A 22,089-nucleotide genomic window follows, 5' to 3' on the forward strand; every position below is an offset into this window, starting at 1 on the left:
AGCTATACCTCTTTAGAGGTTAACGTGAGTGACATACAAGTGGACAATCGGGCTGCTGTCCGATCTCTCACAAGAACGATTCAGAAAGCCCGATCGCGGCTCCCGAACCCGCTGGTAACGCGTTTGGTGACACCGGCAGGCGGTTACCCGCCAGTAGCGCGGCGGCCCCGATGGGCACAATTCGTAAAGCGATCAATTTTTCGTTTTGTGATGTGCGGACGCCATGTCCGTCTGCGCCTCCAGTAACCGGTATGCCAGTTCCTCTTCACTCGCCTGCCGTGCCGCCGCGATCGCGGACCCGACCCACCGGTCCAGCACCGCCCGCCGATGCAGCCGGGCGCGGCCGCAGACGACCGCCACGGTGAGCGCCAGACCGAGCACCAGTCCGACCACCGCGCCGATGCCGTCGGGCACGCCCACCAGCCCCGTCGCCACCCTGGCCAGCCCCAACGCCGCCCCCAGACCGAAACCCGCGCCCAGCACGACGCCCAGCCACAGCTCGTCGGGACGCTGGACCAGGACCGGACCTGCGACCTCAGTCAACGGCCACCGCTCGGCCGGCCCGGAACTGCCCAGCTCAACGGCGGTTGCATCGCGCATCTGGCCGGCGACCTCGACCAGCCGCTCGCGGGCACCGGCTTCGAAATTTCCGGCCGCACGGCGCCCGGACGGCACCCGGGCGAGCAGCTCGGCACGCAGGTCGCCGTATCGGCGACGGGAATCCCGGACCAGTTCCAGCCGGATGCGCTGCAGTTCCAGCCGGGACATCACCCGCCGCGGCGCGGCACCCGCGAGCAACCGCAGTGAACGGCGGCTGATGTCCGCCGCACAGCGACGGTGCAGGTCGGTGGTGGCGCTTCGGCCATAGCGGCGCCAGTGCAGCGCCCGTCGCAGCTGGGCGTCGGGGTCCATGGCAGCGTCGACAGCCAGGCCGTCCGCTTCCAGCGCTGCCGTCGCCGCGGCGGCGCGCACTGCCGCCACCGCATCGGATGCCAACCACGTCCACACTCGGTCGTCGTTCAATTCGCTTGCTGTACAAACGATTTCACCCAGTACCGCACACATCGACCGGTACCGGCCGGCGGCGTCGTCCGCGTCAGGGCCGGCGACGACGTGCGCCAGCCCCGGCACCTCGGCCGTCAACCGCTGTAGCTCGACCGTGAACCGCTGCCAAAGATCCCCCGACACCACGTACCCCCGGATGCCATCGTCGCACCTCGGCACGGGTCCGGACGACGCCTGTTTCCACCCACTGTGTCCAGGCAACTGTTGGGTATCAATCTGCACCACGATGCGGGCTCTCACAGCCGAATGAGAGACGATGGACGGATGTATGCCCAGCGCGAGGACGACGCTGCCTCGTCGGCCGGCGCCTCGGCGGCCGAAAACGAGTCCGCAACCGAAACCACCGCCGCGCCCACCCACCAGCACCGGCGCGTCACCAGCTTCCGGTCCCGCCGGTCGAGCCTGTCCACCAAGCAGCAGAGCACCTGGGACCGGCGCTGGCCTGAGCTGGGCAAAGTCGCCCGCTCCGACGACGGCGAACCCGCCCCGCTGATCGACACCGCCGCCTGGTTCGGCCGCACCGCCCCGGTCGTGCTGGAGATCGGCAGCGGCACCGGCATCTCGACGCTGGCCATGGCGCAGGAGGAGCCGCACCTGGACGTCATCGCGGTCGAGGTCTACCGCAAGGGCCTGGCCCAGCTGCTCGGCGGCGTCGATCGGGCCGGCCTGACGAATGTGAGATTCGTCCGCGGCGACGGCGTCGATGTGCTGGAACACATGATCGCGCCGGGCACCCTGACCGCCGTCCGCGTATTTTTCCCGGATCCATGGCCCAAGGCCCGCCACCACAAGCGCCGGCTGCTGCAGGCCGAGACCGTGGCGCTGATCTCCAGCCGCCTCAAGCCCGGCGGCATCCTGCATGCGGCGACCGACCACGCTGATTACGCGGTGCAGATCGCCGAGGTGGGCGACGCCGAGCCCACGCTGAAGCGCACCTCGGCCGACGCCGACCTGCCGATCTCGGTGCAGCGGCCCACCACCAAATATGAGGCGCGGGGCATGCGGATGGGCAGTCCCATCACCGAGCTCATCTGGGAGAAGCCCGAGTGACCATCACCGAGGCCTTTCCGCAGGCCGTCCCCGGACCTGGACCCAAGCCCTACCCGCCGGCTCCGCCGCCGGGGCCGCGGCCGCACCGGGTGCTGCTGGTCTGGGACGCGCCGAACCTGGACATGGGCCTCGGGTCGATCCTCGGCGGCCGTCCGACGGCTGCCCACCGGCCGCGCTTCGACGCGCTGGGCCGCTGGCTGTTGGCACGCACCAGTGAGATCGCCAACGGACGGCGGCCGGATCAGGCACCGGTGTCCCTGGAGCCCGAGGCGACGGTCTTCACCAACATCGCGCCCGGTAGCGCCGACGTCGTGCGCCCCTGGGTGGAGGCGCTCCGGAACGTCGGTTTCGCGGTGTTCGCCAAGCCGAAGACCGATGAGGACAGCGACGTCGACAGCGACATGCTGGCGCACATCGCGCTGCGCCGCAGCGAGGGTCTGGCCGGCATCTATGTGGCCTCCGCCGACGGTCAGGCGTTCCGGCAGCCGCTCGAAGACATCGCCCGCGACGGCACTCCCGCGACCGTGGTCGGATTTCGCGAACATGCCAGTTGGGCGTTAGCGTCGGATACCTTGGACTTCGTCGACCTGGAAGACATCCCTGGTGTCTTCCGGGAGCCGCTGCCGCGAATCGGCCTGGATTCGCTGCCTGATCAGGGCGCCTGGCTGCAGCCCTTCCGGCCGTTGTCCGCGCTGCTGAGCTCGCGCGTTTAGGAAAAACTACAGATGACGTGTGCGGTGGCTGAAAATGGCAACCTCTTAGAGGGTGCCTTTGAGCAATATTTTTTGCAGATAATCGTGAGGAGCTGACGTGTTCGCCTGGTGGGGTCGAACGGTGTACCGATTCCGATACATAGTGATCGGTGTCATGGTCGCACTGTGCCTTGGTGGCGCCGTGTACGGGTCCAGCCTCGGTGAGCATGTCACCCAGAGTGGCTTCTACAACGAGGGCAGTGAGTCCGTCGCCGCCTCGGTGCTCGGTGACGAGGTGTACGGCCGCGATAGGACCAGCCTCGTGGTGGCCATCCTGACGCCGCCCGACGACAAGAAGATCACCGACCCGGCGTGGCAGAAGAAGGTCAGCGGCGAGCTGGACACCTTCGTCAACGACCACAAGGACAAGGTCGTCGCCTGGGTCGGCTGGCTGAAGGCGCCCAGTGACGGCCTGAAGAAGATGACGACGCCGGACCTGCGGCACACCTTCATCACGGTTCCGCTCAAGGGCGACAACGACGACGCGATCCTGAAGAACTACCAGGCCGTCGCCCCTGACCTGTACAAGGTCAACGGCGGCAACATCAAGCTGGCCGGTCTGGAGCCGCTCGCGAGTGAGCTGACCGGCACCATCGGCACCGACCAGAAACGGGCCGAGCTCGCGATCGTGCCGCTGGTCGCGGTCGTGCTGTTCTTCGTGTTCGGTGGCGCGGTCGCCGCCGCGCTGCCCGCCATCATCGGTGGTCTGACCATCGGTGGCGCGCTCGGCATCCTGCGGTTCACCGCCGAATTCGGGCCGGTGCACTTCTTCGCCCAGCCCGTGGTGACCATGATGGGCTTCGGTATCGCCATCGACTACGGCCTGTTCATCGTGAGCCGGTTCCGAGAAGAGTTGGCCGAGGGCTACGACGTGGAAGCGGCTGTCCGAAGATCCGTCATGACCTCGGGCCGGACCGTCGCGTTCTCCGCCGTGATCATCGTCGCGTCGTCGCTGCCGCTGCTGCTGATCCCGCTGGGCTTCCTGCGGTCGATCACGTACGCGATCATCGCGTCGGTGCTGCTGGCCGCCTTCCTGTCGAACACCGTGCTGCCCGCCGTCCTCGGCATCCTGGGCACCAACGTCGACGCCCTGGGTGTCCGCACCCTGCTGAAGGTGCCGTTCCTGGCCAATTGGCCGTTCTCGCGCAAGATCATCGACTGGTTCGCCGAGAAGACGCAGAAGACCAAGACCCGCGAAGAAGTCGAGAAGGGCTTCTGGGGCAAGCTGGTCAACGTCGTGATGAAGCGACCGCTGGCATTCGCCGTGCCGATCACCATCGGCATGATCCTGCTGGTCATCCCGCTCGGCCAGCTGGCCCTCGCCGGTATGAGCGAGAAGTACCTGCCGCCGGACAACTCGGTTCGTGTGGCCCAGGAAGAGTTCGACAAGATCTTCCCCGGCTTCCGCACCAACGCCCTGACCCTGGTGATCAAGAGCGACAACGGCCAGCCCGTCACCGATCAGCAGATCGCCCAGGTGCGGGCCAACGCCGGCACCGTCAGCGGGTTCGTCACGCCGGACGACAACGACAAGTCGAAGATGTGGGCCGAGCGGACCTACCAGGAGGGCGGCACCAAGGACCCGGCTGTCCGGGTGCTGTCCAACGGTCTCATCAACAGCGGTGATGCCGCCCAGAAGATCGACGAACTGCGCAGCCTGCAGGAACCGCACGGCGTCCAGGTCATGGTCGGCGGTACGCCTGCCCTCGAACAGGACAGCATCAGCACGCTGTTCGAAAAGCTGCCGCTGATGGTGGTGATCCTGGTGGTCACCACGACCGTGCTGATGTTCCTGGCGTTCGGCTCGCTGGTGCTGCCCATCAAGGCCGCGCTGATGAGCGCCCTGACCCTGGGCTCCACGATGGGCATCCTGACCTGGATGTTCGTTGAGAACGGGCACGGGTCCGGGCTGATGAACTACACCGCGCAGCCGCTGATGGCACCGATGATCGGCTTGATCATCGCGGTCATCTGGGGTCTATCGACGGACTACGAGGTGTTCCTGGTGTCCCGCATGGTGGAGGCCCGCGAGCGCGGCATGTCCACCGCCGAGGCCATCCGGATCGGTACCGCCACCACCGGCCGCCTCATCACCGGTGCCGCGCTGGTGCTGGCCGTCGTCGTCGGCGCCTTCGCGTTCTCCGACCTGGTGATGATGAAGTACCTGGCGTTCGGTCTGCTGATGGCGCTGCTGCTCGACGCCACCGTCATCCGCATGTTCCTGGTGCCGGCCGTGATGAAGCTGCTCGGCGACGACTGCTGGTGGGCGCCGCTGTGGATGAAGCGCGTGCAGCAGAAGCTGGGTCTCGGCGAGACCGAACTGCCCGACGAGCGCAAGCGTCCCGCGGTCCGCGAACCCGAGGATCCGCGTGCCCTGGTCGGTTCCGGTGCTCCGGTCCGTCCGCCGCACGATCCGACGCATCCGGCCGCCGGCCAGCGCGCCGTCCCGACCCGGATCAACCCGGGTCAGCCGCAGCCGCCGAGCCAGGCCCCGACCAACCGCATGCCGAGCGCTCCCCCGCAGCCACCGGCACCGCAGGCCCCGCCCGCGCCGTCGTCGGCTGAGCCGGCTGAGCCCGCAACCACGCGCTTCAGCGCCGCCAAGGGCGCCTTCCGCAACGTGGTGTCGAACGTGACGCGCGCCGTCACTCCGCAGAACGGGGACCCGACGCCGCCGACCACCGCGATCGGCGACCCGGCGACCACCGCGTTCCGTCAGGCCGATCCCGCCACCACGGCGTTTCGCGCGCCGGGCGGCATCAAACCGCCCGCAACCGACACCGGCCAGGGCGGCGGCAACCGGGAGATCGAGTCGTGGCTCGGACAGCTGCGAGGCAACATCAGTGCCTCGGGGCCGCAGATCCAGACGCCGTCAGACGCGCCCGGTGAGGGCAACGAGCCGACCACCGCGTTCCGCGCGCAGCCGGCCGATGCCCCCGACGCCACCGAGAAGATCGATACCGCGGAAACTCAGCGCCGCGGTACCGGCGGCGGGGTCAGCGCTGCGGATCTGCTGCGCCGGGAGGGCCGTCTGTAGCAGGGGCGTCCGCCCCCTGCGAGACGGTCGCGGCGGCGACCGAGCCCGCTTCGGCGAGTAGCTCGGCTTGCTCGGCGTCCGGGTCCTTGGCGACCAGCACGCGGATTGCGCTGTTCAGGAAAGCGACGATGGGCACCGCGATCAGCGCGCCGATGACACCGGCCATGACACCGCCACCGGCGATGGCCAGCACGACGGCGAGCGGGTGGACGGACACCGCGCGGCCCATCACGATCGGCTGCAGCACGTGGGCTTCCAGCTGCTGCACCGCGATGATGAGGCCGAGCGCGATCAACGCGTAAATCCAGCCCTTGGCGATCAGCGCCACCACCACGGCCACGAAACCGGTCAGCACGGCACCGACCAGCGGGACGAACGCGCCGAGGAACACCAGGGACGCCAGCGGAAGCGCCAGCGGCACGCCCATGATGGCCAAGCCGGTGCCGATGCCGACGGCATCGACGAGCGCCACCACGAACGTCGCCCGCACATACCCGATCAGGGAGCCGAAGCCGGCGCGGCCGGCGTCACGCACCCGCTCGCGGACCGACGCGGGGACGATCTTGGTGACGAACGCATAGATGTCCCGGCCACCGTGCAGCAGGAAGATCAGCGTGAACAGCACCAGCAGCATCCCGGTGATGATCTCGGTCAGTGCGCCGGCGGTGGAGAAGACGCCGCTGGTCAGCTTGGACTGATTGTTCTTCAGGGCGTCGATGGCGCTCTGGCCGACGCTGTTGATCTGCTCGCTGCTCAGATGCAGGATCGGGCCTTCGGTCAGCCATTTGCGGGCCCCGTCGATGCTCTTGGTGACCTGCTCGACCAAAGCTGGTGCGCCGTCGATGAATTGGGAGACGACGAACGTCAGGATGCCGCCCATCACCACGATGGAGCTCAGCAGCACCGCCGCGACGGCCGCGCCGCGGGGTAGCCCGCGCGCGGTCAACAGGTCCACGGCAGGCAACAGGAACGCCGCCGCCAGCGTCGCCAGCAGCACCGGCACCACGATGACCTCGAGCTTGATGACCACCCACAGCAGGGCGAGCACCGCACCGAAGATGACCAGTAACCGCCAGGACCAGGCCGCAGCCTTACGTACCACGGGATCGACCGCTTCGTGGGCGTGTGACATGGGCGCCAGCGTAGCGCCGTGACGACGTTGCACGATGCGGCCGCGCTCGGCACGCCGGGCGCGACACGCCGGATACGCTAAGCGCGTGTCGAACGAGGCTGCGCCAGGACCGATGACGGCCCGCCGTCGCGGCCTCTGGATGGCGTGCCGTCGTGGCGATGCCCGGCCGGCTCGGACGCGCGGCAAGTACTGGTGGCTGCGCTGGGTTCTCATCGGCGTCGCCGTCGCCGTGCTGACCGTCGAGGTCGTGATGGTCTGGGAGCAGCTGGCCAAGGCCTGGCGCAGCCTGCTGTCGGCGACGTGGTGGTGGGTGGCCGCCGCGGCCGTCGCGGCCCTGGCCTCGATGCACAGCTTCGCGCAGATCCAGCGCACCCTGCTGCGGTCCGCCGGGGTCCAGGTCAAGCAGTGGCGATCCGAGGCCGCCTTCTATGCCGGCAATGCACTGTCCACCACGCTGCCGGGCGGTCCGGTGCTCTCGGCCACTTTCGTCTACCGCCAGCAGCGGCTGTGGGGCGCGTCGCCGCTGGTCGCGTCGTGGCAGCTGGTGATGTCCGGGGCGCTGCAGGTGGTCGGGCTGGCCCTGCTGGGTCTGGGTGGCGCGTTCCTGCTCGGCGCGAGCAGGAACCCCCTGTCGCTGATCTTCACGATCGGCGGCTTCGTGGCGCTGCTGCTGCTCGCCCAGGCCGTCGCCGCCAATCCGCAGCAGATCGACGGCATCGGCGTGCGGCTGCTGTCGTGGGTCAACTCGCTGCGCGGTAAGCCCGCCGACACCGGGCTGGACGGCTGGCGCCGCACCCTGAGCCAGCTGGAGTCGGTGAGCCTGAGCCGCCGGACCTTGACCGTGGCGTTCAGCTGGTCGCTGTTCAACTGGATCGCCGATGTCGCATGCCTGGCCTGCGCCGCGTACGCCACCGGCGGGCATCCCTCGCTGGCCGGGCTGACGGTCGCCTACGCCGCGGCCCGCGCGGTCGGGGCGATTCCCCTGATGCCCGGCGGACTGCTCGTGGTCGAGGCGGTGCTGGTGCCCGGTCTGGTCTCCAGCGGGATGACGCTGGCGGGGGCCATCTCGACGATGCTGATCTATCGGCTGGTCAGCTGGATCTTCATCTCGGCCATCGGCTGGGTGGTGTTCTTCTTCCTGTTCCGCACGGAGAAGGACATCGACCCGGATGCGCCCGATCCGGCTGGCAGTCCTGGCACCGCACCCGGGCCGCGGCCCGACAGCCCCGAGGACTCGCCATGACTCCGGGTAGCCGGCTGGCGGCGGCAGTCCTGCTCACCGTCGCGCTGACCTCCTGTACGTCCGTACCACAATCGGGCCGATCTTCCACTCCCTCAACCAGTTCCGCGGATGCCGCCACGCCGATCGTCACGCCCGTCCTGGTCGACGTCGTGGCCGAACCCGTCCCGATGCCGGCCACCGACGGTCGGGTCCATCTCGCGTACGAGCTGCTGCTCACCAACACCTCACCCGAACCCGTGACGGTGGATTCGGTCGCGGTCATGGGACCCGTCGGGCCACTGCTGCAGCTGTCCGGCGCCGGCCTCGGCTACTGGACGCGGACCATGGGCACCCGGGTCAGCACCAACGACCTGGCGCCGGGACAGCGTTCCGTCGTGTGGCTCGACGTCAAACTGGACGCGGGAAGTGCGGTGCCGCAGCAGCTTTCCCACCGCGTGGTGGTCAAGGTCCCTAAACCCATGCCACCGCTCGTGCCGCCGGTGGTGACGGAGAACGTCGCACCCGTGCCGGTGTCCGACCACAAGCCCGTCGTACTCGACCCACCGCTGCGCGGCTCCGGCTGGCTCGACGCCAACGGCTGCTGCGACATGACGCCGCACCGGATGGCCCTCAACCCGATCGACGGAAAGCTCTGGGCCGCAGAGCGATTCGCCATCGACTACGAGCAGCTCCGGGCCGACGGACAGCTGTTCGGCGGGGACCGCGCGAAGACCGACAGCTACCTCTACTTCGGCTCCGACGTACACGCCGTCGCGGACGGCCCCGTGGTCGCGGTCCTCGACGGACTGCCCGAGCAGGTGCCCGGCGTCGACCCGACTGGCCTGACGCTGGCGCAGTACGGCGGCAACCACGTCGTCCAGGACCTCGGGAACGGGAACTTCGCGTTCTACGCGCACCTGAAGACCGGCAGTGTCAAGGTCAAGCCCGGTGACCGGCTGACTGCCGGGCAGGTGCTGGGCAACGTCGGCAACACCGGCAATTCCAGTGCGCCGCATCTACATTTCCACGTGATGAGCACGCCCGATCCGCTGCGCGCCGACGGCCTGCCCTTCGTCTTCCGCTCGTTCCGGCTCACCGACCGACTGGCCGACATGGCCGCCGTCGACGCGGTGGAGGCCGGCGGTCCCGCGCGGCCGGTCCCCGGCTTCACCGTCCGGGCCGAAACCAATGTCAGCCCACTGAATCTGGACGTGATGACCTATGACAACTGAGCCGACCACCGGAAACCGCAGCGCCGCACTGGCTTTCGTCACCGACGTGGTGTTGGTGGTGATCTTCTGCGCCATCGGCCGGCGCAGTCACGCCGAGGGCATCACCCTGGCCGGCGTGGCGCACACGAGCTGGCCGTTCCTGACCGGAACCGTGGCGGGCTGGGCGCTGTCGCGGGGCTGGCACCGCCCGACGGCGCTGAACCCGACCGGGTTGGTGGTGTGGATCAGCACCGTCGTCATCGGCATGCTGCTACGCAAGGCCTCAGCCCAGGGCGTCGCGGTGAGTTTCGTGATCGTCGCCTCGACCGTCACGGCCGTCTTCCTGCTCGGCTGGCGCGGCCTGGCTCGACTCCGCAAGTGATTTGTGCACGAAAATCCGCGCTAGCCGCGGATTTTCGTGCACAAATCCCTGACTAGCGGGCGGCTGGGCCGGGCAGGCCGCAGCGGTCGCGGATGTCCTTGAGCGGCTGCCGGATGCCCTGCAGCTCCGCCTTGGTCTGCGGGTTGGCGATCAGGTACTGCTTGACCTTGGCGTGCGCCTGGTCCTTCGACAGACCCCGCAGACTGGTGAAGAAGTCGTTCACGTCCGGGTGGGTGAACAGGTAGGCAGAGGTCGATGCCTCGACACCGGACTTGACACCGGCGATGTCCGCAGCGGAGCAGTTGGGCGGCAGGTCGTCGGCGAGGGCCGACGGGACGGCACCGAACAACATGCTGCCGGCGACTGCGCCGGCGCCGATGAAACCGGCAACAACGCGTCGCTTGGCCGGAGCGGTGAGCATCATGTGGTCAAACCCCTTCGTCGAGAGTTCCGGTAGCGGAACCCCGACGGGGCTACCGGCCCCTCAAAGATAAGCAGAAGAGCCGGATAACCGCCTGTCTAGCGCCCGGCGGGTTGCGCCGCCGACACGGCCTGGGCCGCCGGAATGGACCCCGTCGCCGTCGTCACGCCGGGCAGGGTGGGCGTGAACGGCACGGCGCCGGGCACGCTCGGCACGGCGGGCATCGCGGGCAGCGTGGCCGGCAGTCCGCCGCCCTGCTGCGCCGACTGCATCAGGCCCATCAGCTGCGGCAGCGTCAACGGCAGCTTGCACTGCGACGACAGCGTCACCAGCGGCGCCTGCAGGTTCTGCAGCGCGGCGCCCTCCTGCGGGTTGGCATCGAAGTAGGTCTTCAGCGCTGCCAGCGACTGCGGGCCGGGCTGCTGCTGCGAGATGTTGGTCAGCGTCTGGTTCGCGGTGGGGTGCGCGTCCAGGTAGGTGCCCGTCGACGTGGCGACCATGCCGATGGTCTTGGCGACCTGGCTGGCCGCACACGGATCCTGGCCCGCACCGGCCGACGGAGCGCCGAACGACGTCACCATCACACCGCCGAGTGCAGTTACAGCGAACGCCCCGGCGAGTCCGCGGCGAACCGCGACACTGGTCGTCTTCATGGCAAATCTCCTCACCGGTTTACGGGCCAACGACGGCCGTGTAAACACTCGGCAAACACTGTTTTCCCGGGGTGGCGCCGATGGCTGCGCCGGCCGCATCCGGGATTCGGCTCCTGCCATCTTGCCATCGCGGCGCGGCCGGTGACCAATCCACACAGCAAACATCCAGGTCACCGCGGGATTCACCCTCGGCGCCGCAGCCCTCCGACGGCCTCCGACGACGTTGCCGGCCGGGCGCGGAGTTGGCCCGGTTGCAGTTGCATCAAGGTTCCCACCTGGCGCCGCAACGGCGCTCGCGAGCCGGTCACCCTACCCCATACTGGGGTAGGGTCGGCCGCACGAAACGCCGATCAAAAGACTCCGGTGGCAACCGGGACGACCGCAGGAAGAGGGTTCGCCATCCAGCAGTTGATGATGCGGCTGAGCGGTCTGCTCCGGCGTTGGCGCTGGGCGGTTTTCGCCACCTGGCTGCTCCTCATGGTGCCGTCTCTGTATCTCGCTGCGACGCAGTCCAGCAACCTCAGCGGCGGCGGGTTCGACGTCGCCGGCTCCCAGTCCCTGCACGTCCAGTACGAGCTCGAGGACCACTTCCCCGACGAGGGCGCCTCACCGCTGGCCCTGGTCGCCGCCCCGAACGCCAACGCGTCGCAGGAAGACATGACCGCCGCCGTCGACGAGCTCAAACGCATCGCGGCGGGCGTCTCCAACGTCAAGGTCGTCCCCGACCCTACGCAGGCCGAGCCGCAGGCCGGCAAACCCTACGTCGTCACGTTGCGCCTCGACTTCAACAACAGTGGCGCCGTCGACATCGCCAAGAAGCTGCGTAAAGCAGTCGGCATCGAGGGCGGCAAGCCCGGTCAGACCGCCGACGGCAAGGTCCGGCTCTACGTCATCGGGCAGGGCGCGCTCGGCGCCGCTGCCAGCGAGACCACCAAGCACGACGTCGCCGAGGCCGAGAAGTGGAACCTGCCGATCGTGCTGATCGTGCTGCTGGCGGTGTTCGGCTCCCTCGCGGCCGCGGCCATGCCGATGCTGCTCGGCGCCTGCACGGTGATCGTGACGATGGGGGTGGTCTACCTCCTGTCCATCTGGGTCACCATGAGCGTCTTCGTGACCACGACGCTGTCGATGTTCGGCATCGCGCTGGCCGTCGACTATTCGCTGTTCATCCTCATGAGATTCCGCGAGGAGCTGCGGGCCGGCCGTGACCCGGAGCAGGCCGTCGACGCGTCGATGGCGACGTCCGGTCTGGCGGTGCTGCTGTCCGGGCTGACGGTCATCGCGTCGATCACCGGCATCTACCTGATCGGCACGCCGGTGCTGTCGTCGATGGCCACCGGCGCCATCCTGGCCGTCGCCGTCGCGGTGCTGACGTCGACCACCCTGATCCCGGCCGTGCTCGCCACGTTCGGCAAGCGGGTCGCCAAACGCTCGTCGTGGCTGCACGTGTCGCGCCGCCCGGACGCCACGCAGTCGCGGTTCTGGACCCAGTGGACCGAGCGGACCATGCGGTGCCCATGGCTGTCGGCGCTACTGGCCACCGTGTTCCTGGTTGCCCTGGCCGCACCGTCGTTCGGCATGCAACTGGGCAACAGCATGCTGCGCCAGTTCGAGCCGTCCCACGAAATCCGCAGCGGCGTGGCCGCGGCGGCGGAAGCGCTGGGCCCCGGCGCGCTCGGCCCGATCCGGGTCCTGGCGACGTTCCCCGACGCGACGGCGTCCGACCCGCAGAACACCGCGACGCTCGACGCCCTGCACCAGACCATGACGCAGGCGCCGGACGTCGCCCAGGTGTCACCGCCGGTGTTCAGCAACGACAACCGCAGCGCCCTGTTCTCGGTGGTGCTCTCGGTGGACCCCGAAGACCTCGTCGCGCGGGACTCCATCACCTGGCTGCGAGAACACCTGCCGGGGGTCGCCGGCCCGAACGTCGCCATCGCCGTCGGTGGACCGACGGCGCTGATCATGGACTTCGACCACCGCGTCGCGAACACCGAGATCCTGGTGTTCGCCTTCGTGTCGCTCATCGCGTTCGTGATGCTGCTGATCTCGATCCGCTCGATCGTGCTGGCGCTCAAGGGCGTCCTCATGACGGTGCTGTCGGTGGCCGCGGCCTACGGCAGCCTGGTGATCGTCTTCGAATGGGGCTGGTTCAAGGCGCTCGGGTTCAAGCCACTGGAATCGCTGGACACCACCATCCCGCCGCTGGTGCTGGCGATGACGTTCGGCTTGTCCATGGACTACGAGATCTTCCTGCTGACACGCATCCGGGAACGCTTCCTGCAGACCGGCAACACCCGCGACGCCGTCGCGTACGGCGTCAGCACCAGTGCCCGCACCATCACCAGTGCCGCGCTCATCATGATCGCCGTCTTCATCGGATTCGCGTTCGCCGGTATGCCGCTGGTGGCCCAGATGGGCGTGGCCTGCGCCGTGGCCATCGCGGTCGACGCGACGGTGGTCCGCCTGGTCCTGGTGCCGGCGCTGATGGCGATGTTCGACCAGTGGAACTGGTGGCTGCCCAAGTGGCTGGACCGCCTGCTGCCGTCGGTGGATTTCGACAAGCCGTTGCCCACCACCGATACCGGCAGCCTCGTCATCATCCCCGACGACATCTCCGCGCTGGGCCCGTCCGGCGCGGAGCTGCGCAGCGTCGTGAAGTCCGCCGCCAAGCTGAAAAGCCTTGCCGAACAGACTGTTACGGTCGCCGATCCGCTGGCGTTCAGCGGCTGCGAGCCGGGCGAGCAGCAGTACGTGCCCCGCGCCGTGCCCCGCCGGATCGCGGCGGCGCCCCCGCGCAAGGACCGGTCCCGCACCGGGCTGGCGTTGCTGCGCCGGCGTGCCCACGGCCTGTCCCGGTCCGCGTCGGACAACCCGGACGTGCACCCCGTCACCATGTGGGGCGGCCGGCTGTCGGTCGCGCTCGACGCGCTGTCGCTCAGCGACACCGACGGCCCCGCCATCGAGCGTCGCAGCCCCGTGGAGACGACGACGGTGCTGCTGCCCACGGGCGACCGGCTCGAAATCCCGACGGGCGCCGAGACGCTGCGGCTCAAGGGCTACCTGATCATGTCCCGCAACAGCGTTCAGGACTACACCGACTTCGTCGATCTGGTGTCGTGCATGGACATCCGGACCGCAGCCGCGGTTCTTGCCGGAATTGACGGGTATTACTGTGGAGAACGGTCGAAGAACCAGTGGGTGGCCACCCAGTTGGTCCGCAGGTTGGCCGACCCGCACCCGTTCGACGACCACGAATCGGCAGATTGGCCCGACGTCAAACAGCGTTGTCTGGCGGTGGCAGTGGCCATGTTGGAGGAGGCGAGGTGACGTTGACATCCGAAGTGAGGGACACCCCTTCTGGTGCCGACGATCCCGGTGACTCCGCCGCAACCGGCACCAACGGGGCACCCACCGTCGCGTTCCCGGCGCAGGCCCCCGGCGAGAAGCCCGTCGAGTTCTGGTCGACGTCCGCCATCCGCGCCGCGCTGGAGAACGACGACCTCGCGGTGTGGCAGCGCATCGTCGTCGCCATCAAGCGCGACCCCTTCGGCCGCACCGCTCGTCAGGTCGAAGAGATCCTGGCGACCACCAACCCGTACGGCATCTCCAAGGCCTTGGCCGAGGTGCTGGCCCGTGCCCGCACCCAGCTCGAGGCCAACGAATGCGCCGAGGTCGCGCGCCAGATCCGGCTGCTGATGGAGCGTTCCGGTCTCAGCGAGACGGAATTCGCGTCCCGCATCGGTGTTGGCGCACAAGAACTTTCGGCCTACGTCGCGGGCACCACCAGCCCGTCGGCCGCGCTGCTGGTACGCATGCGGCGGCTCTCGGACCGGTTCGCCCGGATGCGCTCCGCCCGGTCCTGAGCCGGCGCCCGAGCCGTCCTACCGCGACGCGATCGGCGTCACGTCCATGACCAGCCAGCGGCCGTCCTGCTTCGTCAGCGTGACCCGCAGCCCCAACACCGTCGCCTGCGCCGGCTTGTTCGGGGTGTTCTGAGTGGCCCGCATGACCACCGCGACACTGGCGAAATTCGGGCCGATGGTCTCGATACCGGCCGAGATGGTGCTGGCCTGCCCGGCCACCCCACGGCTGGTCAGGTCCTTGGCGACCGCGTTGAACTCGTTGCGGTAGGCCTCCGCGCGCTGCGGCGCCATCAGCGACGTGGCCCGGTCGATCGACACGTTCGGCGCGCCGGGGGTGAAGGTCGCCGACGCCTCCGCGACGCTGCTGGCGATGCCCACGACCGTGGACATGTCGTTCTCGGTGGTGCGGTCGGGCACCGTCCACTTGGTGTAGCCGACGATGGCGGCCGCGACCACCGCGACCGCCGTCAGCCCCACGACCGCGAGCCGCAGCCTGGGCGCGTCGTCATCGGTGCCCATGGTGACGCCGTCACGGCGGAACAGCACGAAGTTGACCACCGACGCCTGCAACACCAGCAGACCGACGATGGTGCCCACCACGACCCACCACAGCGGCCGCTCCAGGGCCAGCCCGATGTAGACGAGACTCGCCAGCACCGCGAGCGGCGCCAGGATGTCGAAGACCAGTACCCGCCACGCGTTCCTCATCGCAGCGTCTCCAATCGCGAGATCAGCATCTTGCCGTCGACGTCGGACACCCCGAGGCGCAGCCGCCAGCGCACGGTCTGCGGCTTGGCACCGGCGTTCTGGCTCACCGACGTCGCGATCACCAGCACCGTCGTCGTATCCGAGGCGATCGCCGCCAGCTCGGGCTGGACCGCCGGTTTGCCCTGGTCCCCCGGCGGCGCGTGATGCAGCGTCTCCAGCGCGACGGACTCGATCTGACCACTGGTCTGGCTCTGCAGCTTCTGCACCAGCTGGGTGAACGGCGCGACGGTGGCGTCGAAATCGGCGTTGAGCTGGCCGACGGTGCCCTCGTGCAGCTTCGGCACGTTGACGGCGACGTTGTCCTTGGTCATGTTGATCAGCAGGTTGGACCACTCGGCGGCGGCTTTCATGGCCTGCGCCTCGTGCGCGCGCTCCGCGTCGTCGGCCCGGTGGCCCAGGTAGACCCAGGTCGCGACGACGACGGCGACCGCCGCGACGACACCCAGCACGGCCGAGGCGATGCCGTAACGGCTGAAGATTCCCTCAGCCTGATCACTCGGTGCGGCGGCCTTGGTGGCGGGCTTGGCGGCAGTGGCCGCGCCGGCCGATCCGGCGTCTTTCGCTGTGTCTTTGGCAGCGTCTTTTTCGGCGGAGTCTTCGCTGCGCTCGTCGGGCATGGGCGTGAGGCTACCCGCAGCGCCGTCGCGCACTGCAGCGGCGATGGCAGGATGGCGAGGTGAGTCTCGAAGCTACCTCTCCCCGATCCGGTATCGACCTGAGCTACCTCGACCCCGGCGCCCGCCCGCAGGACGACCTGTTCGGTCACGTCAACGGCCGCTGGCTCACCGACTACGACATCCCGGCCGACCGCGCCACCGACGGCGCCTTCCGCCTGCTGGCCGACCGCGCCGAGGAGCAGGTGCGTGACCTCATCACGACGGCCTCGGGCCCGGTGGGCTCTGATGCCCAGCGCATCGGCGACCTCTACGCGAGCTTCATGGACACCGAGCGGGTGGCCGCCGTCGGCCTCGCGCCGCTGTTGGCGGAGCTTGCCCTGATTTCCGATGCGGCCGACTCCGCCGCTTTGGCCACGGTGCTCGGCGCGTTGCAGCGCACCGGCGTCGGCGGTGGCGCCGGCGCCTACGTCGACACCGATTCCAAGGACTCGACGCGGTACCTGCTGCACTTCACGCAGTCCGGCCTCGGCCTGCCCGACGAGTCCTACTACCGCGAACCGGCACACGCGGCGGTGCTCGCGGCCTACCCGCAGCACATCGCCCGCATGCTGAGTCTGGTCTTCGGCGGCGATCAGGCCGAGACCGCCGCCCGGATCGTCGCGCTGGAGACCAAGCTGGCCGCCGCGCACTGGGACGTGGTCAAGCGCCGCGACGCCGACCTGAGCTACAACCTGCGCCGGTTCGCCGACCTCGCCGACGAGGCACCCGGCTTCGACTGGGCCGGCTGGCTGGCGGCGGTGGGCGCGCCGGCCGACGTGGTCGCCGAAGTCGTGGTGCGGCAACCCGATTTCCTGGTCGCGTTCGGCGCGCTGTGGGCGTCCGAGCCGCTCGAGGACTGGAAGGCCTGGCTGAGCTGGCGCCTGATCAGCGGCCGCGCCCCGATCCTGACCGACGACCTGGTCGCGGAGAACTTCGATTTCTACGGCCGCACCCTGTCGGGCACCGAGGAAATCCGGGACCGCTGGAAGCGTGGCGTCGGCCTCGTCGAGGGTCTGATGGGCGACGCCGTCGGAAAGCTGTACGTGGAGCGGCACTTCCCGCCGTCGCACAAGGCGCGGATGGACGAACTGGTGGCCAACCTGCGCGAGGCCTACCGCGTCAGCATCACCAACCTGGAGTGGATGACGCCTGAGACGCGGCAACGCGCGCTGGCCAAGCTGGACAAGTTCACCCCGAAGATCGGCTACCCGGCACGCTGGCGGGACTACTCGAACCTGGTGATCGACGCCGGCGACCTGTACGGCAACTACCTGCGCGGCCAGGCCGTCGAGCACGACCGGGAGCTGGCGAAGCTGGGCAGTGAAGTGGACCGCGACGAGTGGTTCATGACGCCGCAGACGGTGAATGCCTACTACAACCCGGGCATGAACGAGATCGTCTTCCCCGCAGCGATCCTGCAGCCGCCGTTCTTCGACGCCGAGGCCGACGACGCCGCCAACTACGGCGGGATCGGCGCGGTGATCGGGCACGAGATCGGGCACGGCTTCGACGACCAGGGCGCCAAGTACGACGGCGACGGCAATCTGGTCGACTGGTGGACCGATACCGACCGCGCCGAATTCGGTTTGCGGACAAAAGCTCTCATCGAGCAGTACGAGGCCTTCACGCCACGGGCACTGGATGCGGGCCACCACGTGAACGGCGCGTTCACCGTCGGCGAGAACATCGGCGACCTGGGCGGGCTGTCCATCGCGCTGCTCGCCTACGAGCTGTCACTGGGCGGCAAGGAGGCGCCCGTCATCGACGGGCTGACCGGCGTCCAGCGCGTCTACTTCGGCTGGGCCCAGGTGTGGCGCACCAAATCCCGTGACGCCGAAGCCATTCGGCGCCTCGCCGTCGACCCGCACTCGCCGCCGGAGTTCCGGTGCAACGGCGTGATCCGGAACATCGACTCGTTCTACGAGGCGTTCGATGTCAGCACGTCCGACGAGCTGTACCTGGATCCCGCCGAGCGCGTGCGCATCTGGAATTAGCCATACCACGCGAAAACCCCCTATTTCGTTGGAAATAGGGGGTTTTCGCGTTGTCGACGGATCAGCGCGTGCCGGCGCCCGAACCCGAGCCGCTGCCCGTGGACGGCGTCGCGGCCGGCGTCTGCATGCCCCATTGCCAGTCGCCCGCACCGTCGGAGTAGTTGTACAGGCCGACCGAGTTCTTCACGACGATCGGGTCACCACTGCCGAACTGGTCGTAGAACCACTTCGCGTTGTCGGGCGAGAGGTTGATGCAGCCGTGGCTGACGTTGCGCTTGCCCTGGTCGGACACCGACCACGGGGCGCTGTGCACGAACGCGCCGCTGTTGTCGATGCGGACCGCCCAATTGACCTTCAGCTTGTAGCCCTCGGGTGAGTTGACCGGGACGCCGTACGTCGACGAGTCCATCACGATGTCCGGGAACTTCTCCAGCACGTAGTAGGTGCCGTTCTTGGTCTCGTTACCGGACTTGCCCATGGACATCGGGAACGTCTTCTCGACCTTGCCGTTGCGGCTGATGGTCATCTGGTGCGTGGCGTTGTCGGCCGTCGCGACCAGCGCGTCACCGGTGCGGAAGCTGGACTTGGTGCCCGCGGCGTCGATGTTGACGACGGTGTTCGCCGGCCAGAACGCGATGGGCCGCCAGCGCAGCTGGGTGTCGGTCACCCAATAGAACATGCCCGGCACCGGCGGGTTCGACGAGATGTGCACGGCGTCCTGCGCCATCTGCTTGTTGGCGATGGGCCGCGGGAAGTTGATGTAGATCGGCTTGGCCACACCCACCATGGACCCGTTCACCGGGTTGAAGGTGGGCGGGTTGAACGGCGGCTGGCCGACGAACGGCGTCGGGTTCTGGCCGGCCGGGGTACCTGCCGGGATCGGCTGGGGTTCGCCCGGGATCGGGGCGCCCGGGATGACGGGAGCGGGCGCGACGGGTGCGCCGGGGGCCAGCGGGTCACCGACCGGCGGGATCGGCGGCGGCAAGGGAGCCTCCGTGGGCAGACCCGGGTCGATCGGCGCGGCTGCCACACCGGGGTCCGGCGCATCCGGGTCGGCCAGCGCCGACGGGGTTGCGACGGTCATTCCGGCGACCAGTCCGGCCGCCACGACCGCGGTCAGAAGCTTGCTCTTGTTCCACTGCGGCATCCGCCACCTCCAGTTCACAACGTCCCCAGTCTCTCATAGCGCGCTGACCGGCCCCTGCCGCGAAAGGCCGTCATACCCCCATGGCGGCCCCGTAGAAGGCCGCTGAACTGCACTGTTGATCGCCCCAGATATGTCGGGCGTTACTCCCACCGGCCGCACTGGAGACCTCGGAAGCGCCACCGACGGTGTCCAAGCCCCGGGGATCCGCGCACAATCGACCCTGTGATTGTTGCTTTCAGCGTCAGCCCGATGGGTGGTGACGAGTCCGGCGGCGTCGGCGCGGCCGTCGCCGCGGCCGTGCGGGTGGTGCGCGAGTCGGGTCTGCCCAACGAGACCAATGCGATGTTCACGAACATCGAGGGCGAGTGGGACGAGGTGATGGCCGTGGTCAAACGGGCCGTGGACGCGGTGGCGGCGGCGTCCCCGCGGGTCAGCCTGGTCCTCAAGGCCGACATCCGGCCCGGCTACACCGGCCAGCTGACCGCGAAGGTGCAGCGCATCGAGGACGAACTCGGCGCCTAGCGCGATCGGGGGCGGCGGGAACCGCTAACACGATCGACACACAGCCGTGACTGCCGGCGACATCATCGTGCCGACAATCGTCAGGCATGGGTCCAGATGCGCGCGGCGGGATTGACCAGGCATTCGGTACCGGTCCGACGATCGGCCCGTCGGTGGCCGAGATCCTCGAATCCCACGCCGGAGGCACCGGCTCCCCGGTCAAGACCGCGGCCCGCGTCGCCGATGCGATCGCCGCCCGCGGGGACGACGGCACGTGGCTGTCGGTCGTGCCCCGCGAGGAGCTCCTGAAGGCCGCTGCCGAGATCGAGAACCGGCCCGGCGCGCGCACCCTGCCGCTGTACGGCGTGCCGTTCGGGGTGAAGGACAGCATCGACGTCGCCGGGGTGCCGACGACGCTGTCGTGCCCGGACTATGCATACGTTGCCGAGCGGACCGCGCCGGCGGTGCAACGGCTGCTCGACGCGGGTGCGCTCTACGTCGGCAAGACCAACCTCGACCAGTTCGCCACCGGCCTCAACGGCACCCGCACGCCCTACACCGTGCCGCGCAGCGTCTTCGGCGGTGGCCTCATCTCGGGCGGGTCCAGTTCGGGTTCCGCGCTGGCGGTCTCGCTGGGCCAGGTGCCGTTCGCGGTGGCCACCGACACCGCGGGGTCTGGGCGGGTGCCCGCCGCCCTCAACGGCGTGGTGGGTTTCAAACCGTCCCGCGGGCTGATCAGCACCGTCGGACTGGTACCGGCGTGCAAGTCGCTGGACTGCCTCAGCGTGATGGCGGGCTGCATCGACGATGTGGACCGGGTGTTCGACGTGATGGCCGGCCGCGACGACGCCGACGCCTGGTCGCGCGATCGGGGACCGCGTCACGGCGGCGCGCCGATCCGGGTGGGATTACCGCCGGTCGACGAGCTCGAGTTCTTCGGCGACGAGGCCATGCGCGCGGCACACCTGAGTTTCCGGGAGCACCTCGAACGCCTGGCCGTCATCGTCGAGGTGTCACTGGTGCCGTTTCTCGCCGCGGGTGCGCTGCTCTACCAGGGCCCGTGGGTCGCAGAGAGGCTCGTCGAGTTCGGTGATTTCCTTGCCGCACAACCTGATTCGATCCACCCCGTGGTGCGGGACATCTTCCGTAGCGGGTTGACCTACACCGCGGTGGACGCCTTCGCCGCACTGCAGAAACTGCAGGAGCTCAAAGCCGAGGTGGGCCGCCTCTGGCAGACCATGGACGTCCTCGTCGTGCCGACCGTCGGGACCACCTTCACCGTCGAACAGGTGTTGGCGAATCCGATCAACTGCAACACGATGCTCGGTCACTACACGCACTTCGGCAACCTGCTCGATCTGCTGGGCGTTGCGGTGCCGCTCGGCGTGACCAGTGACGGCCGGCCGTACAGCGCGATGCTGCTGGGCAACGCGCTGTCGGACGACACCGCGCTGACCTTGGCCGCACAAATTCTCGACGAGCCCCGCGCGACAAGCGAAGTCGCCGCAGCGACGGCGAAGGAGCCCGCATGACATCTGTCGAGGTAACGGCCGAACCGACACCGTTCTCGCTCATACCGGGTCAGACCGCGCTGATCGTCATCGACATGCAACGCGACTTCCTGCTGCCCGGCGGGTTCGGCGAAAGCCTCGGCAACGACGTCGACCAACTACTCAAAGTGGTGCCACCGCTGGCGGCGCTGATCGCCGCGGCCCGCGCGGCCGGGATCATGGTCATCCACACTCGGGAAGGCCACGAACCCGACCTGTCGGACTGCCCGCCCGCCAAACTCAATCGCGGTGCGCCGTCCAAACGGATCGGTGACCCCGGCAAGTACGGGCGCATCCTGATCCGCGGCGAATACGGTCACGACATCGTCGACGAGCTGGCCCCGATCGACGGCGAGCTCGTGATCGACAAGCCGGGCAAGGGCGCCTTCTACGCCACCGGGCTGCAGGACGCACTGAGCGGCGCGGGCATCACACAATTGCTCGTCACCGGTGTCACCACCGAGGTGTGCGTGCACACCACCACCCGCGAAGCCAACGACCGCGGCTACGAGTGCCTCGTCGTATCCGATTGCGTCGGTTCATATTTCCCGGAGTTCCAGCGGGTCGGCCTGGAGATGATCGCTGCCCAGGGCGGCATTTTCGGCTGGGTCGCGGACACCGCAGCGGTCATCCCCGCACTGCACCAACTCGCCGCCCCGTCAGCTTCTGCGGTTTAGAGAGG

General features: G+C 68.7%; 19 protein-coding genes. 12 read left to right on the top strand and 7 right to left on the bottom strand.

What is annotated here, in order from left to right; translation table 11 throughout:
* Positions 1-192: 192 nt before the first annotated feature.
* The gene (locus G6N46_RS17180; RefSeq protein WP_138247618.1) at positions 193-1,188 is read right to left on the bottom strand and encodes a hypothetical protein; all 996 of its coding nucleotides are present in this window, start codon (positions 1,186-1,188) and stop codon (positions 193-195) included.
* Between the two features lie 123 nt (positions 1,189-1,311).
* Here G6N46_RS17180 and trmB point away from each other — a divergent pair, with 123 nt between their 5' ends.
* The 3 genes from trmB (at position 1,312) to G6N46_RS17195 (ending at position 5,904) form a co-directional block, all read left to right on the top strand.
* Complete coding sequence (gene trmB / locus G6N46_RS17185) at positions 1,312-2,115, top strand: tRNA (guanosine(46)-N7)-methyltransferase TrmB (RefSeq protein WP_407665120.1); 804 nt, start codon at positions 1,312-1,314, stop codon at positions 2,113-2,115.
* Positions 2,112-2,828 (top strand): NYN domain-containing protein, encoded by a 717-nt coding sequence (locus tag G6N46_RS17190; protein ID WP_138247616.1) that lies wholly within the window; start codon positions 2,112-2,114, stop codon positions 2,826-2,828. The genes trmB and G6N46_RS17190 overlap by 4 nt, the downstream gene beginning before the upstream one ends.
* 97 nt (positions 2,829-2,925) lie before the next feature.
* On the top strand, positions 2,926-5,904 hold the full coding sequence (locus tag G6N46_RS17195; protein WP_138247615.1) for a trehalose monomycolate exporter MmpL3: 2,979 nt from the start codon (positions 2,926-2,928) through the stop codon (positions 5,902-5,904).
* Here G6N46_RS17195 and G6N46_RS17200 read toward each other — a convergent pair.
* Positions 5,864-7,036 (bottom strand): AI-2E family transporter, encoded by a 1,173-nt coding sequence (locus G6N46_RS17200; RefSeq protein ID WP_138247614.1) that lies wholly within the window; start codon positions 7,034-7,036, stop codon positions 5,864-5,866. The genes G6N46_RS17195 and G6N46_RS17200 overlap by 41 nt on opposite strands.
* Before the next feature lie 139 nt (positions 7,037-7,175).
* Between G6N46_RS17200 and G6N46_RS17205 the strand changes: the two genes are divergently transcribed.
* Genes G6N46_RS17205 through G6N46_RS17215 form a run of 3 tightly spaced genes read left to right on the top strand, consistent with a single transcriptional unit; the run spans position 7,176 to position 9,851 of the window.
* Positions 7,176-8,279, top strand: a complete 1,104-nt coding sequence (locus G6N46_RS17205) for a lysylphosphatidylglycerol synthase transmembrane domain-containing protein (protein ID WP_138247690.1) — start codon at positions 7,176-7,178, stop codon at positions 8,277-8,279.
* Positions 8,276-9,490, top strand: coding sequence for a M23 family metallopeptidase (locus G6N46_RS17210; RefSeq protein ID WP_138247613.1), 1,215 nt, complete (start codon positions 8,276-8,278; stop codon positions 9,488-9,490). Before G6N46_RS17205 ends, G6N46_RS17210 begins: the two co-directional genes overlap by 4 nt.
* The gene (locus tag G6N46_RS17215; RefSeq protein WP_138247612.1) at positions 9,480-9,851 is read left to right on the top strand and encodes a DUF3054 domain-containing protein; all 372 of its coding nucleotides are present in this window, start codon (positions 9,480-9,482) and stop codon (positions 9,849-9,851) included. Before G6N46_RS17210 ends, G6N46_RS17215 begins: the two co-directional genes overlap by 11 nt.
* 52 nt (positions 9,852-9,903) lie before the next feature.
* Here the strand turns inward: G6N46_RS17215 and G6N46_RS17220 are convergent, their stop codons facing one another.
* Positions 9,904-10,275, bottom strand: coding sequence for a heme-binding protein (locus tag G6N46_RS17220; protein ID WP_138247611.1), 372 nt, complete (start codon positions 10,273-10,275; stop codon positions 9,904-9,906).
* A gap of 95 nt (positions 10,276-10,370) precedes the next feature.
* Positions 10,371-10,925: a hemophore gene (locus G6N46_RS17225; protein WP_138247610.1), complete on the bottom strand. Its 555-nt coding sequence runs from the start codon at positions 10,923-10,925 to the stop codon at positions 10,371-10,373.
* Positions 10,926-11,336: 411 nt separating this feature from the next.
* Here G6N46_RS17225 and G6N46_RS17230 point away from each other — a divergent pair, with 411 nt between their 5' ends.
* Both G6N46_RS17230 and G6N46_RS17235 read left to right on the top strand, forming a co-directional pair.
* Positions 11,337-14,255, top strand: a complete 2,919-nt coding sequence (locus G6N46_RS17230) for an MMPL family transporter (RefSeq protein WP_138247689.1) — start codon at positions 11,337-11,339, stop codon at positions 14,253-14,255.
* A complete protein-coding gene (locus G6N46_RS17235; protein WP_061006517.1) occupies positions 14,252-14,791 on the top strand; it encodes a helix-turn-helix domain-containing protein in 540 nt (179 codons plus the stop codon). The genes G6N46_RS17230 and G6N46_RS17235 overlap by 4 nt, the downstream gene beginning before the upstream one ends.
* Before the next feature lie 18 nt (positions 14,792-14,809).
* Here the strand turns inward: G6N46_RS17235 and G6N46_RS17240 are convergent, their stop codons facing one another.
* Positions 14,810-15,499: a hypothetical protein gene (locus tag G6N46_RS17240; RefSeq protein WP_061006518.1), complete on the bottom strand. Its 690-nt coding sequence runs from the start codon at positions 15,497-15,499 to the stop codon at positions 14,810-14,812.
* On the bottom strand, positions 15,496-16,176 hold the full coding sequence (locus G6N46_RS17245) for a hypothetical protein (RefSeq protein ID WP_064858615.1): 681 nt from the start codon (positions 16,174-16,176) through the stop codon (positions 15,496-15,498). Before G6N46_RS17245 ends, G6N46_RS17240 begins: the two co-directional genes overlap by 4 nt.
* 59 nt (positions 16,177-16,235) lie before the next feature.
* Here G6N46_RS17245 and G6N46_RS17250 point away from each other — a divergent pair, with 59 nt between their 5' ends.
* A complete protein-coding gene (locus tag G6N46_RS17250; RefSeq protein ID WP_138247609.1) occupies positions 16,236-18,209 on the top strand; it encodes a M13 family metallopeptidase in 1,974 nt (657 codons plus the stop codon).
* A gap of 61 nt (positions 18,210-18,270) precedes the next feature.
* Here G6N46_RS17250 and G6N46_RS17255 read toward each other — a convergent pair whose 3' ends face one another.
* Positions 18,271-19,356, bottom strand: coding sequence for a L,D-transpeptidase (locus G6N46_RS17255; protein ID WP_138247608.1), 1,086 nt, complete (start codon positions 19,354-19,356; stop codon positions 18,271-18,273).
* A gap of 222 nt (positions 19,357-19,578) precedes the next feature.
* Between G6N46_RS17255 and G6N46_RS17260 the strand changes: the two genes are divergently transcribed.
* The 3 genes from G6N46_RS17260 (at position 19,579) to G6N46_RS17270 (ending at position 22,084) form a co-directional block, all read left to right on the top strand.
* Entirely contained in the window at positions 19,579-19,878 is a 300-nt protein-coding gene (locus tag G6N46_RS17260; protein WP_138247607.1) for an MTH1187 family thiamine-binding protein, read from the top strand.
* An 86-nt stretch (positions 19,879-19,964) separates the two neighbouring features.
* On the top strand, positions 19,965-21,389 hold the full coding sequence (locus G6N46_RS17265) for an allophanate hydrolase (protein WP_138247606.1): 1,425 nt from the start codon (positions 19,965-19,967) through the stop codon (positions 21,387-21,389).
* Entirely contained in the window at positions 21,386-22,084 is a 699-nt protein-coding gene (locus G6N46_RS17270; protein ID WP_138247605.1) for a cysteine hydrolase family protein, read from the top strand. The genes G6N46_RS17265 and G6N46_RS17270 overlap by 4 nt, the downstream gene beginning before the upstream one ends.
* Positions 22,085-22,089: the final 5 nt, after the last annotated feature.

It is taken from the genome of Mycolicibacterium phocaicum (assembly GCF_010731115.1).
GTDB lineage: Bacteria > Actinomycetota > Actinomycetes > Mycobacteriales > Mycobacteriaceae > Mycobacterium > Mycobacterium phocaicum.

Bases quoted from the DNA above. Each gene is read 5' to 3' on its own strand.
- G6N46_RS17210 (WP_138247613.1), top strand. From the start codon at position 8,276: ATGACTCCGGGTAGCCGGCTGGCGGCGGCAGTCCTGCTCACCGTCGCG.
- G6N46_RS17205 (WP_138247690.1), top strand. From the start codon at position 7,176: ATGGCGTGCCGTCGTGGCGATGCCCGGCCGGCTCGGACGCGCGGCAAG.
- G6N46_RS17230 (WP_138247689.1), top strand. From the start codon at position 11,337: ATGATGCGGCTGAGCGGTCTGCTCCGGCGTTGGCGCTGGGCGGTTTTC.
- G6N46_RS17200 (WP_138247614.1), bottom strand. From the start codon at position 7,036: ATGTCACACGCCCACGAAGCGGTCGATCCCGTGGTACGTAAGGCTGCG.
- G6N46_RS17220 (WP_138247611.1), bottom strand. From the start codon at position 10,275: ATGATGCTCACCGCTCCGGCCAAGCGACGCGTTGTTGCCGGTTTCATC.
- G6N46_RS17270 (WP_138247605.1), top strand. From the start codon at position 21,386: ATGACATCTGTCGAGGTAACGGCCGAACCGACACCGTTCTCGCTCATA.
- trmB (WP_407665120.1), top strand. From the start codon at position 1,312: ATGAGAGACGATGGACGGATGTATGCCCAGCGCGAGGACGACGCTGCC.
- G6N46_RS17225 (WP_138247610.1), bottom strand. From the start codon at position 10,925: ATGAAGACGACCAGTGTCGCGGTTCGCCGCGGACTCGCCGGGGCGTTC.
- G6N46_RS17215 (WP_138247612.1), top strand. From the start codon at position 9,480: ATGACAACTGAGCCGACCACCGGAAACCGCAGCGCCGCACTGGCTTTC.
- G6N46_RS17265 (WP_138247606.1), top strand. From the start codon at position 19,965: ATGGGTCCAGATGCGCGCGGCGGGATTGACCAGGCATTCGGTACCGGT.
- G6N46_RS17245 (WP_064858615.1), bottom strand. From the start codon at position 16,176: ATGCCCGACGAGCGCAGCGAAGACTCCGCCGAAAAAGACGCTGCCAAA.
- G6N46_RS17240 (WP_061006518.1), bottom strand. From the start codon at position 15,499: ATGAGGAACGCGTGGCGGGTACTGGTCTTCGACATCCTGGCGCCGCTC.
- G6N46_RS17255 (WP_138247608.1), bottom strand. From the start codon at position 19,356: ATGCCGCAGTGGAACAAGAGCAAGCTTCTGACCGCGGTCGTGGCGGCC.